General features: G+C 58.2%; 9 protein-coding genes and 1 pseudogene. 4 read left to right on the top strand and 6 right to left on the bottom strand.

The annotated features are described in order from the left end of the window. Positions 1-1,861, bottom strand: a pseudogene (gene hrpA / locus CES87_RS28000) (ATP-dependent RNA helicase HrpA); the annotation flags it as partial. Positions 1,862-2,036: 175 nt separating this feature from the next. Beyond that, positions 2,037-3,755 carry a bifunctional isocitrate dehydrogenase kinase/phosphatase gene (gene aceK, locus CES87_RS27995; protein ID WP_128608653.1) on the bottom strand — a complete coding sequence of 573 codons (1,719 nt, stop codon included), beginning with the start codon at positions 3,753-3,755 and terminating at the stop codon, positions 2,037-2,039. Positions 3,756-3,933: 178 nt separating this feature from the next. Between aceK and CES87_RS27990 the strand changes: the two genes are divergently transcribed. Beyond that, positions 3,934-4,842, top strand: a complete 909-nt coding sequence (locus CES87_RS27990) for a DMT family transporter (RefSeq protein ID WP_128608652.1) — start codon at positions 3,934-3,936, stop codon at positions 4,840-4,842. A gap of 168 nt (positions 4,843-5,010) precedes the next feature. Here the strand turns inward: CES87_RS27990 and CES87_RS27985 are convergent, their stop codons facing one another. Then, positions 5,011-5,949, bottom strand: a complete 939-nt coding sequence (locus tag CES87_RS27985) for an aspartyl/asparaginyl beta-hydroxylase domain-containing protein (protein WP_128608651.1) — start codon at positions 5,947-5,949, stop codon at positions 5,011-5,013. A 276-nt stretch (positions 5,950-6,225) separates the two neighbouring features. Continuing rightward, positions 6,226-7,200 carry a cysteine synthase A gene (gene cysK / locus CES87_RS27980; RefSeq protein WP_128608650.1) on the bottom strand — a complete coding sequence of 325 codons (975 nt, stop codon included), beginning with the start codon at positions 7,198-7,200 and terminating at the stop codon, positions 6,226-6,228. A gap of 127 nt (positions 7,201-7,327) precedes the next feature. Here cysK and CES87_RS27975 point away from each other — a divergent pair, with 127 nt between their 5' ends. After that, entirely contained in the window at positions 7,328-8,404 is a 1,077-nt protein-coding gene (locus tag CES87_RS27975; RefSeq protein WP_128608649.1) for a DUF748 domain-containing protein, read from the top strand. Here CES87_RS27975 and CES87_RS27970 read toward each other — a convergent pair. Both CES87_RS27970 and CES87_RS27965 read right to left on the bottom strand, forming a co-directional pair. After that, positions 8,401-8,895, bottom strand: a complete 495-nt coding sequence (locus CES87_RS27970; protein WP_128608648.1) for a DUF2442 domain-containing protein — start codon at positions 8,893-8,895, stop codon at positions 8,401-8,403. The two genes, CES87_RS27975 and CES87_RS27970, sit on opposite strands and share 4 nt — an antisense overlap. Further along, a complete protein-coding gene (locus tag CES87_RS27965; protein ID WP_178081494.1) occupies positions 8,883-9,113 on the bottom strand; it encodes a DUF4160 domain-containing protein in 231 nt (76 codons plus the stop codon). Before CES87_RS27965 ends, CES87_RS27970 begins: the two co-directional genes overlap by 13 nt. Before the next feature lie 203 nt (positions 9,114-9,316). Between CES87_RS27965 and CES87_RS27960 the strand changes: the two genes are divergently transcribed. Together CES87_RS27960 and CES87_RS27955 are read left to right on the top strand one after the other, a co-directional pair. Then, the gene (locus CES87_RS27960; RefSeq protein WP_128608646.1) at positions 9,317-10,162 is read left to right on the top strand and encodes a MoxR family ATPase; all 846 of its coding nucleotides are present in this window, start codon (positions 9,317-9,319) and stop codon (positions 10,160-10,162) included. 25 nt (positions 10,163-10,187) lie between these two features. Next, positions 10,188-11,366, top strand: a complete 1,179-nt coding sequence (locus CES87_RS27955; RefSeq protein ID WP_128608645.1) for a VWA domain-containing protein — start codon at positions 10,188-10,190, stop codon at positions 11,364-11,366. Positions 11,367-11,444: the final 78 nt, after the last annotated feature.

Below are 11,444 nucleotides of genomic sequence, written 5' to 3'. Positions count from 1 at the left end.
GGGTAATCCGCCGGCTCTTTATTGAGGCTTAGCTGCATGTCACGGCAGATAAGGCTCAACTGGCGATGGGAATCGCGCCACTCACGCAAACGCAGGTAATTGAGAAGTTCTTGCGACACCAATTACGCAACGGGCTGGCGGTCAGCGCCTGACGCTGTTCCTCGAAACCACGCCACAGATTGACCAGCCCGGCGAAGTCCGAATCAGCATCTTTCCATTGCGCGTGGGCCTGGTCCGCTGCCTGCTGACGCTCCGGCGGGCGTTCGCGCGGGTCCTGGATCGACATGGCGCTGGCGACGATCAGCACTTCCTGCAAGCTGCCGAGCTTCGCTGCTTCCAGCAGCATGCGCCCCATGCGCGGGTCCACCGGCAGCCGCGCCAACTGGCGACCAAGCGGGGTCAACTGACTGTTGCGATCCACCGCCGAGAGTTCTTGCAGCAGGTTGAAACCGTCGCTGATGGCCTTGCCATCCGGTGGCTCGATAAACGGAAACGCGGTGATTTCACCGAGGCGCAGATGCAGCATCTGCAAAATTACCGCCGCGAGGTTGGTCCGCAGGATTTCCGGATCGGTGAATTCAGGGCGCCCGAGGAAGTCCTCTTCGCTATACAGGCGTATGCAGATGCCCGGCTCGACCCGCCGCAACGGCCTTTACGCTGGTTGGCACTGGCTTGGGAAATCGCTTCGATGGGCAGGCGCTGGACCTTGGCGCGGTAGCTGTAGCGGCTGATGCGCGCAGTGCCGCTGTCGATCACGTAGCGAATGCCCGGCACCGTCAGCGAGGTTTCCGCGACGTTGGTCGCAAGGACCACGCGACGCCCCGGATGCGACTGGAAAATCCGCTGCTGCTCGGCCGGTGACAGGCGCGCGTACAGCGGCAGAATCTCGGTGTGTTTGAGCTGGGCCTTGCGCAGCATGTCGGCGGCGTCGCGAATCTCCCGTTCGCCCGGCAGGAACACCAGCACATCGCCGGGACTGCGCCGTTCACTGCGCTCAAAAGCGGCGATTTCGTCGAGGGTGGCGAGGATCGCCTGATCCACCGTCAGGTCGTCTTCGACGCGGTTGCCCTCTTCGTCCTGCTCCAGGGTCAGCGGGCGATACCAGGTGTCCACCGGGAAGGTGCGGCCAGAGACCTCGACAATCGGCGCATCATCGAAATGCTTGGAGAACCGCTCCAGATCGATGGTTGCCGAAGTGATGATGACTTTCAGGTCCGGACGGCGCGGCAGCAGGGTTTTCAGATAACCGAGCAGGAAATCGATGTTGAGGCTGCGTTCGTGGGCTTCGTCGACGATGATCGTGTCGTAGCGTTCCAGATAACGGTCGTTCTGGGTTTCCGCCAGCAGGATGCCGTCGGTCATCAGTTTGATCAGGGTATTGGAATCGCTCTGATCCTCGAACCGCACCTGATAGCCGACCAAGGCGCCCAACGGCGTGCCCAGTTCCTCGGCCACCCGGCTTGCCACGCTGCGTGCAGCAATCCGGCGCGGCTGGGTGTGGCCGATCAAGCCATGCTGGCCGCGACCGATTTCCAGGCAGATCTTCGGCAACTGGGTGGTTTTACCCGAGCCGGTTTCGCCTGCAATGATCAGCACCTGATGCTTTTCCAGCGCTTTCTTGATTTCGTCGCGCTTGCGGCGATCGGCAAGCTGTCGTCATACCGAATCACTGGCAGACTGGCCTTGCGCGCCAGCACCTGATCAGAGGACGCCTGCATGCGCGCCACCCACTGGGCCAGTTTGGCCTCATCGGGGTTCTTGCGCAGTTCAAGCAACTGCCGCCGCAGCCGGTGGCGGTCGGCAATCATGGCGTGATCGAGGTTTTCAGCAGTTTGTCGATGGAGGGCGATTCGTCGGTCATCGGGTACGCAATTCAGTCGTCTAGTGGCGCAGGGGGGCGATTGTCGCAGATTTGAAGGACGAACGAGATCCCCTGTAGGAGCCGGCTTGCTGGCGAAGGCGGTGTAACAGTCACATTGTGGGTGTCTATCAGGCCGCCTTCGCTGGCAAGCCAGCTTCTATAGGGTATTGCGGCGTTACTCGGTATCGAGGCCTTTGCGGCGGTAAGGGAAAACATCAATCACCTTCCCCGCCCGAATCGCCTCTTGCAGGCTTTTCCAGTAATCGGCGTTGTACAACTCGCCGTGCAGCTGGTCGAACAACTTGCGCTGCCCGGAATCGGCAAACAGGAACGGCGGAAATTCTTCCGGGAATACATCCAGCGGCCCGATCGAGTACCACGGTTCCGAGGCCATTTCATCCTCGGGCGTACGCGGTTGCGGAATGTGGCGGAAGTTGGCTTCGGTGAGAAAGCAGATCTCGTCGTAGTCGTAGAACACCACGCGGCCGTGACGGGTAACGCCAAAGTTTTTCAGCAGCATGTCGCCGGGAAAGATGTTCGCCGCCGCCAGTTGCTTGATCGCCAGACCGTAATCTTCCAGTGCCTCGCGGACCTGCGCCTCGTTGGCGTTTTCCAGGTACAGGTTCAACGGCGTCATCCGCCGCTCGGTCCAGCAGTGGCGAATCAGCACTGTGTCGCCTTCCACAGATACCGTGGACGGCGCGACTTCCAGCAGCTCTTCCAGGCACGTCGGGTCGAACTTACTCAGCGGGAAACGGAAGTCGGCGAATTCCTGGGTATCGGCCATGCGCCCGACCCGATCGACACTTTTCACCAGTCTGTACTTCTCGATCACCGTGGCGCGGTCGACGTTTTTCGATGGAGAGAAACGGTCCTTGATGATTTTGAAAACGGTGTTGAACCCCGGCAGGGTGAACACGCTCATCACCATCCCGCGTACGCCCGGGGCCATGATGAATTGATCGTCGGTATTGGCCAGGTGATTGATCAGCGCACGGTAAAACTCCGATTTGCCGTGCTTGTAGAAGCCGATCGAGGTGTACAGCTCGGCGATGTGCTTGCCCGGCAGGATGCGTTTGAGGAAGCCGATAAACTCCGCCGGTACCGGCACATCCACCATGAAATACGAACGGGTGAAAGAGAAAATGATCGACACGTCGGCTTCGTCAGTAATCAGTGCATCGATCTGGATGCCGCGACCTTCAAGGTGCAGCAGCGGAATCGCCAGCGGCCATTGTTCATCGGCGGTGTAGATGCGCCCCACCAGGTAGGCGCCCTTGTTGCGGTAGAGCACCGAGGAAAACAGTTCGACGCTCAATTGCGGATCCTTGCATACCCAGTCCGGCAGATTCTCGCGCAGTTGCGCTTCGAGGCGGCGCAGATCGCCGGGCAGATTGGCGTATTCCTCGCTGAAGCGGTAGTCGGCGAAGATGCTCGCCAGCATGGCCGACAACTGGCCCTGGGGTTTGTAGGTGCGGGTTTGCGCAGCCCGGGCCCGACGCAAGCTTGGTCGGGTGGTATGGATAAACATGCAGCCGTCGCTGATCAGGTCATGGCTGAACAGCCCGCAGAAAATCGAGTTGTACCAGGTCTCGGACAGCTCATCGTCGAAACGCAGGTCGATCAGGCTGATATAGGCGCTTTTGACCAGCGGCCAGCAGCTGACATCCAGCGTGTCGGTGTCGAAAGCGATGCGCAGCCGGTCGACCGTTTCGCTGACTTTCTCTTCATAGAGGTTAATCCGCGCCGCCGAGGCGACTTGCGTCTCCTGCCACCGGGCCTGCTCGAATCGCGCCCGGGCACCGTCGGTGATCTGCCGGAAATGCTCTCGGTAATCATCAAAGCCATCGAGGATCAGTCGGGCGATATCGGCGGCTGGCCAGTGTTGCGGCATGTTGAGACCTCTGCGGGAATTCGTGAGCCCTGAGCTTAGCCAGTGAAACGGGTGCAGGAGAAGCGTAATTTTCCAGCCGCCGCGTCATCGACGCTCTGGAGAGTTTAATGCCCGTTTTGCGGTTGCCAGACTCAAGACGCTCGGCAACACTCTCGTCCCCAACAAGGAGGAGTACACCGTGAGCCCTGTCGATATTATTCGTATGCTGACACTGGCGGCTATCTGGGGCGCGAGCTTCCTGTTCATGCGCATCATCGCCCCGGTGATTGGCACAGTTCCCACGGCTTTTTTCCGCGTCTCGATTGCCGCTGTCGGCCTGTTGGTGATACTCGGCCTGATGCGTATCCGTTGGGACTTCAAGGGCAAGCTCAAGACCGTGCTGCTGCTCGGGGTGCTCAACTCGGGCCTGCCGGCAACGCTTTACAGCGTCGCGGCACTGGTGCTGCCGGCCGGTTATTCGGCGATTTTCAATGCGACCACGCCGTTGATGGGCGTGTTGATCGGTGGCCTGTTCTTCAGTGAACGGCTCACCCCCGCCAAGCTGGGCGGGGTATTTCTCGGCCTGTTTGGCGTCGGTGTCCTGACCCGTGCCGGCCCCATGGCGTTCGACATGAAACTGTTGATGGGCGCCGTCGCCTGCCTGCTCGCTACCACCTGCTACGGCTTCGCCGGGTTTCTCGCCCGCCGCTGGCTCGATCAGGCCGGTGGCCTCGACAGTCGCCTGTCTGCGCTGGGCAGCATGCTCGGGGCGACACTGTTCGTATTGCCGTTATTCGGCTACAGCGTGATCAGCCAGCCACCGGCGAGTTGGGGCGGATGGAATGTCTGGCTGTCTTTGCTGGGGTTGGGCCTGGGCTGCACCGCGTTTGCGTACATCATTTACTTCCGCTTGCTGAGCTCGATCGGCCCTGTGAAATCGATGACCGTGACCTTCATGATCCCGCCGTTCGGAGTGTTGTGGGGGGCGCTGTTTCTCGATGAGCCGCTGTCGATGGCGCATATTTATGGTGGGGTGTTGATTGCAGCGGCGTTGTGGTTGGTGTTGAAGCCGGCGGCGGTGAAGAAGGTTGAGGCGGTTGTCCGGTAATTATGTAGTGCTGGTGATGACGCCTTCGCTGGCAAGCCAGCTCCTACAGGGCTTATGCGCACGACCTGTGGGAGCTGGCTTGCCAGCGAAAGCGGTGGTCCGATCGCCGTAAACTACAATGCCGCGTCACTGCGCTTCCAAATAGCGGTTTTTTTCTTTCAACAATCCTCAGCCAAACAGCCAGTACCCCAACAGCGTCAACACCACCACAGCAAGTACCGGCCGCAACACACGATAGGCTTTAGGGTTGCGACGCTTCCACTGCTTGACTACGCCGCTGACCTTATCAGTGGAGTTTTTGCTCCACGCATAGGCCTGATTGATCCCGCCCACACGTTCATCATCGAGGTTCTGCGGCGCTGTTGCGCGGCCCAACAGGCCACTGATCCAGCGATTGATGCGAGTCATAAGGCGATTGCTCAGCGGCCGCTCGATGTCGCAGAACAGAATGACCCGGGTCTTGTCGGTTTCGTTCTTGACCCAATGCACGTAAGTCTCATCGAACATCACATCCTCCCCGTCACGCCAGGCGTAGACCTGACCGTCGACGAAGATGCGGCAGTCGTCAGAGTTGGGTGTCGACAGGCCCAGGTGATAACGCAGGGAACCGGCGAACGGGTCACGGTGCGGATTAAGGTGACTACCGCCCGGCAGCAGAGCGAACATGGCACCTTTGACGTTGGGAATGCTACTGACCAGTGCCACTGTTTTCGGGCACAGCAGTTCGGCTGAAGGTAACGGTTTGTCGTACCACTTGAGGTAGAAACGCTTCCAGCCTTTCTTGAAGAACGAGCCGAAACCGGCGTCGTTGTTCTTTTCGGCGGCGCGAATATAGCCCTCGTCAAACAGGTGCATCGCTTCGTCGCGAATAACTTCCCAATTGTCTTTGAGCACGTCCAGTTCAGGGAACTTGCTGCGGTCCAGATAGGGTTTGGAAGGCACGCCGGAAAACATATACATCAACGCGTTATAGGGTGCGAACAGCGCGGAATGATTGACGAATTGACGCAGGACCGGCAATCGCGCCTTGCCGCGTAAATGCACATAGAGCGTACTGCCGAGAAACAGCAGCAACACCGACGCTTTCGCGGCAAAGGAAAAGGTCATCAACAACTCCTTGGTATTAGACACTTTGCGCAACGCCATTTACACGACGTGACATCCAGCATGATAAACACTACCAACCTCGGGAAAAACCCGCGTGTTCCAACATTCTGTATTAAGGTTTGCGCAATAAAACTTTCTTAACACAGAACGGCTGAACGTCCGCTGATCTGAGTCACGCTTTTTTTGTGACCGCTGCGCGGTCAGTCGCGGGCAAGCCTTGCTCCTACAGACCAACGCCCGCGTTAACGCCTGCACTGGCGCGAACCATCCCACACGTTACTGCTGGTTCTCCTGCTCGGTAAACAAATCGCTGAACAACATGCTCGACAGATAACGTTCCCCGGAATCCGGCAGAATCACCACGATGGTCTTGCCCTGCATTTCCGGGGTCTCGGCCAACCGAACCGCCACCGCCATTGCCGCCCCGCACGAGATACCGCACAAAATCCCTTCTTCCTGCATCAACCGCAGGGCCATGGCCTTGGACTCCTCGTCGCTGACCAATTCCACCCGATCGACGATCGACAGGTCCAGGTTCTTCGGCACAAAACCGGCACCGATACCCTGAATCTTGTGCGGGCTGGGCTTGATCTCTTCACCGGCCAGCGCCTGGGTGATCACTGGCGATACGGCTGGCTCCACAGCCACCGAGATAATCGGCTTGCCCTGGGTATTCTTGATATACCGCGAAACGCCGGTGATGGTGCCACCGGTTCCGACACCTGAAACCAGGACATCAACGGCACCGTCGGTGTCGTTCCAGATTTCCGGGCCTGTGGTTTTTTCGTGAATGGCTGGATTGGCCGGGTTATCGAACTGCGCCGGCATGAAATATCTGGACGGATCGCTGGCAACGATTTCACCCGCCTTCTCGATCGCACCCTTCATGCCCTTCGCCGGCTCGGTCAGCACCAGTTCCGCCCCCAGCGCCTTGAGCACCTTGCGTCGTTCGATGCTCATGGACGAAGGCATGGTCAGCATCAATTTGTAACCGCGCGCGGCCGCCACGAAGGCCAGGCCGATGCCCGTATTACCGGAGGTCGGCTCGACAATGGTCATGCCAGGCTTGAGTTTGCCGGTGCTTTCGGCGTCCCAGATCATGTTCGCGCCGATCCGGCATTTGACCGAATAACCCGGGTTGCGCCCTTCGATCTTGGCCAGGATGGTTACACCGCGCGGCGCGATACGGTTGATCTGCACCAGCGGCGTATTGCCGATGGAGTGGGCGTTGTCAGCGAAAATACGACTCATGGCTGGGTCCTTGATACAGCATTAATAAGCGGACAAAGGTATGCCTGTTGCCCGTGGTCGTCCAGTCAGGTCGAACGTCCGGTCATCAGCGCAGTCAATGGCTTTAGATCGCCAGAGATTTGCCATCATGAAACGTCAATACAGCTGGCTGCTGTGGACCCTTGCCGCCCTCGTTGTGCTGCTGATCACCCTTCGCGTCGCCCTGCCCTACCTTGTCCGCGACTACCTCAATGACAAGCTGGCGGACATGGGCGAATACCGCGGACAGGTCACTGATGTCGACCTTGCACTATGGCGTGGCGCCTACAAAATCAACGGTCTGAAAATCGTCAAGGTTGACGGCAAGGTACCGGTGCCGTTCATCGACGCACCGCTGATCGACCTTGCAGTCAGCTGGCATTCGCTTTGGTACGACCATGCGGTGGTGGCGCAGGTGAGGTTCGTCAATCCCGAGGTCAATTTTGTCGACGGCGGCGCCAACAAAAAGAACTCCCAGACCGGTAAGGGCACCGACTGGCGTGCCCAACTTGGAAAACTGCTGCCAATCACATTGAATGAAGTGCGGATCGATGACGGCAAGATCAGCTTTCGAAACTTCAACTCCAAACCACCTGTGAACATGAACGCCACGAAGGTCAACGCCAGCATTTACAACCTGACCAACGTGGTCGACACCGAAGGCAAACGCGACGCCCGCTTTGAAGGTAAAGCCCTGTTGCTGGGGCACGCACCTCTGGAAACCACCGCTACTTTTGACCCGCTGAGTAATTTCGAGGACTTCGAATTCCGTCTGAGGGCGAAGGACATCGAGCTCAAACGCATGAACGACTTCGCTTCGGCGTACGGCAAGTTTGATTTCAACGCCGGTCATGGCGACGTGGTGATAGAAGCGCAAGCCAAAAAGGCCAAACTGACCGGCTATATCAAACCGCTACTCAAAGATGTCGAAGTTTTCAATTGGCACCAGGACGTGGAAAACAAGGACAAGGGTATTTTCCGCTCCATTTGGGAGGCCATCGTCGGCGGCTCCGAAACCGTGCTGAAAAACCAGGGCAAGAACCAGTTCGCCACCCGAATAGAGTTGAGCGGTAACGTACACCAGAAAAATATCAACGCGTTCGAGGCGTTTTTGCAGATTTTACGCAATGGCTTCATTCAGGCATTTACTGCCCGCTATGAACGGCCGAAGCCGGATGCCGGTTAGCGTTTACGAGTGACGGTGTACCGACCATTCTCTTCGGCGGCCCTCGACGATTGCTGTTGCAGGAAATCCCAGCCAAGACAGGCGAGGGCCAAAGAACGCGGCACAGCTTCGCGGCCGCTGCTGTAGCGGCTGATGCTACGGGCACTGACGCCCAGTGCTTCAGCTGCCTGATTGAGCGGTAATCCGGTGCGAGCGCGCCAGTCGATGAAGATGCGGGTATTTTCGTCGGATGCGTTTTGCGCCAATGCATCCAGATACAAGGTGTCGGCACCAATCTGGATATCCTGTTCAGGCCATTCCACACACCAGCCGTCATCGCCCACCACCGCAACTTCGAAGGCGCGCCCCTGCAATGGCCGTAATCCTGGAAAGGCCAGCAGGTCGCGGCTCAGATCAAGGGTAAGTTGCTGTCCGTCGATAAAGGTCAGCGCCAGTCGATAATCCGACAATGCCCGCACCTCTAATAGCCGTGGTCGTTTCATGGGTAACATCGTTTCCAATCCTCCAGCAATTGCGCTTGATGGGCCCTCACCCATTCCAGCGCTTCCTTGATAATCAGTGGCGGTGCCTTGCCCATCATCACGTCGACGGGCTCCAGGCTGAGCATGACATCCAGTCCGCCACCGGTCAGGTGGACGTGGGGTGGCGGATGATCCTTCTCTCGCAACGGAATGCGATACGTATCTCGAAATCGATATTTAGTAGACATGCCTCGCAAGCTATCGCCAAAATGGCGATAGCTCAATACTGGCCCGCCGCCGAAACCGAGTCAAGATGTGACGCCTCATTCAGAGACTGAATAAGCCGTCTGCGTTCACAGTCGACCGGGCACCGCGTTATAGTCGGGGCTGACCATTTATTGCGCCCCGCCCTGCCTCTTTCAGGTCGGCGTTACCGTTCGAGGATTAGCAGATGAAGTTCGAAGGCACCCAGGCCTACGTCGCCACCGATGACCTGAAGCTGGCGGTCAACGCCGCCATCACCCTGGAGCGGCCGTTGCTGGTCAAGGGCGAACCGGGTACCGGCAAGACCATGCTCGCCGAGCAACTGGCCGAATCCTTTGGCGCCAGGCTGATTACCTGGCACATCAAGTCCACCACCAAGGCTCATCAAGGCCTTTACGAGTACGACGCGGTCAGCCGCCTGCGCGATTCACAGCTGGGCACGGAAAAGGTCCACGACGTTCGTAATTACTTGAAAAAGGGCAAGCTCTGGGAGGCTTTCGAGTCTGAAGAGCGGGTGATTCTGCTGATCGACGAAATCGACAAAGCCGACATCGAGTTCCCCAACGACCTGCTGCAAGAACTCGACAAGATGGAGTTCTACGTTTACGAGATCGACGAGACCATCAAGGCCAAGAAGCGCCCGATCATCATCATTACCTCCAACAATGAAAAAGAGCTGCCGGACGCATTCCTGCGTCGCTGCTTCTTCCACTACATCGCCTTCCCGGATCGCGTCACGATGCAGCGCATCGTCGACGTGCACTACCCGGACATCAAGAAAGACCTGGTCAGCGAAGCACTGGACGTGTTCTTCGATGTGCGCAAGGTGCCTGGCCTGAAGAAGAAGCCCTCGACTTCCGAACTGGTAGATTGGCTGAAACTGCTGATGGCCGACAACATTGGCGAAGCGGTGCTGCGCGAACGCGATCCGACCAAGGCCATCCCGCCGCTGGCCGGGGCTTTGGTGAAAAACGAACAAGACGTGCAATTGCTTGAGCGTCTGGCTTTCATGAGTCGTCGCGGCAGTCGCTAAGCGACGACAAGCAGAGGCCAACGCCATGTTGCTCAACCTGTTCAATGAAATGCGCGCCGCCAAGGTACCCGTCTCGGTGCGCGAGCTGCTGGACCTGATCAACGCGCTGAAACAGCGCGTGACCTTCGCTGACATGGATGAGTTTTACTACTTGTCCCGGGCGATCCTGGTGAAGGATGAACGGCATTTCGACAAGTTCGACCGGGCCTTCAGTGCCTACTTCAACGGCCTGGAAAAACTCGACGACCACTTGCAGGCTTTGATTCCTGAAGACTGGCTACGCAAGGAGTTTGAACGCTCGCTGACCGACGAAGAGCGGGCGGCAATCCAGTCCCTCGGCGGCCTGGACAAGCTGATTGAAGAGTTCAAAAAGCGCTTGGAGGAACAGAAGGGGCGCCATGCCGGCGGCAACAAGTGGATCGGCACCGGTGGCACCAGCCCGTTCGGTTCCGGCGGTTTCAACCCCGAAGGTATCAGGGTCGGCGACGCCGGCAAGCGCCAGGGCAGAGCCGCCAAAGTCTGGGATCAGCGCGAGTACAAGAACCTCGATGACTCGGTGGAACTTGGCACGCGCAACATCAAGGTTGCCCTGCGCCGACTGCGCAAGTTTGCCCGTCAGGGTGCGGCAGAAGAGCTGGACATCGACGGCACGATCGACCACACCGCCAAAGATGCCGGATTGCTGAATATCCAGATGCGTCCGGAACGACGCAACACCGTCAAGCTACTGCTGCTGTTCGACATCGGCGGCTCGATGGACGCTCACGTGAAAATCTGCGAGGAGCTGTTCTCGGCCTGCAAGACCGAGTTCAAGCATCTGGAGTACTTCTACTTCCACAACTTCATTTATGAATCGGTGTGGAAGAACAACATGCGCCGCACCTCCGAGCGCACCTCAACCATGGATCTGCTGCACAAGTACGGCGCCGACTACAAAGTTATCTTCATCGGTGACGCCGCCATGGCGCCCTACGAAATCACCCAGGCTGGCGGCAGCGTCGAGCACTGGAACGAAGAAGCCGGTTACGTGTGGATGCAGCGTTTCAGGGAGAAGTACAAGAAACTCATCTGGATCAACCCGTATCCGAAAGACACCTGGGGCTACACCTCGTCGACCAACATCGTGCGGGATCTGATTGAAGACCAGATGTATCCGCTGACGTTGCGGGGGCTTGAAGAAGGGATGCGGTTTCTTTCAAAGTAGAGATTATTGGTGTCTGAGATGCCGCCTTCGCGGGCAAGCCTCGCTCCTACAGGTCACGGTGTACATGCACCATGCGTT

It is taken from the genome of Pseudomonas sp. ERMR1:02 (genome assembly GCF_002277815.1).
In the GTDB taxonomy this organism is placed as follows: Bacteria; Pseudomonadota; Gammaproteobacteria; order Pseudomonadales; family Pseudomonadaceae; genus Aquipseudomonas.
Note: the sequence above shows the minus strand (reverse complement) of the source record. Positions and strands in the feature narration are given on the sequence as shown.

What these genes read in the sequence shown, in the direction of transcription:
- CES87_RS27965 (WP_178081494.1), bottom strand. Translation starts at nt 9,113, where the DNA reads ATGTCTACTAAATATCGATTTCGAGATACGTATCGCATTCCGTTGCGA.
- CES87_RS27955 (WP_128608645.1), top strand. Translation starts at nt 10,188, where the DNA reads ATGTTGCTCAACCTGTTCAATGAAATGCGCGCCGCCAAGGTACCCGTC.
- aceK (WP_128608653.1), bottom strand. Translation starts at nt 3,755, where the DNA reads ATGCCGCAACACTGGCCAGCCGCCGATATCGCCCGACTGATCCTCGAT.
- cysK (WP_128608650.1), bottom strand. Translation starts at nt 7,200, where the DNA reads ATGAGTCGTATTTTCGCTGACAACGCCCACTCCATCGGCAATACGCCG.
- CES87_RS27985 (WP_128608651.1), bottom strand. Translation starts at nt 5,949, where the DNA reads ATGACCTTTTCCTTTGCCGCGAAAGCGTCGGTGTTGCTGCTGTTTCTC.
- CES87_RS27975 (WP_128608649.1), top strand. Translation starts at nt 7,328, where the DNA reads ATGAAACGTCAATACAGCTGGCTGCTGTGGACCCTTGCCGCCCTCGTT.
- CES87_RS27960 (WP_128608646.1), top strand. Translation starts at nt 9,317, where the DNA reads ATGAAGTTCGAAGGCACCCAGGCCTACGTCGCCACCGATGACCTGAAG.
- CES87_RS27970 (WP_128608648.1), bottom strand. Translation starts at nt 8,895, where the DNA reads ATGTTACCCATGAAACGACCACGGCTATTAGAGGTGCGGGCATTGTCG.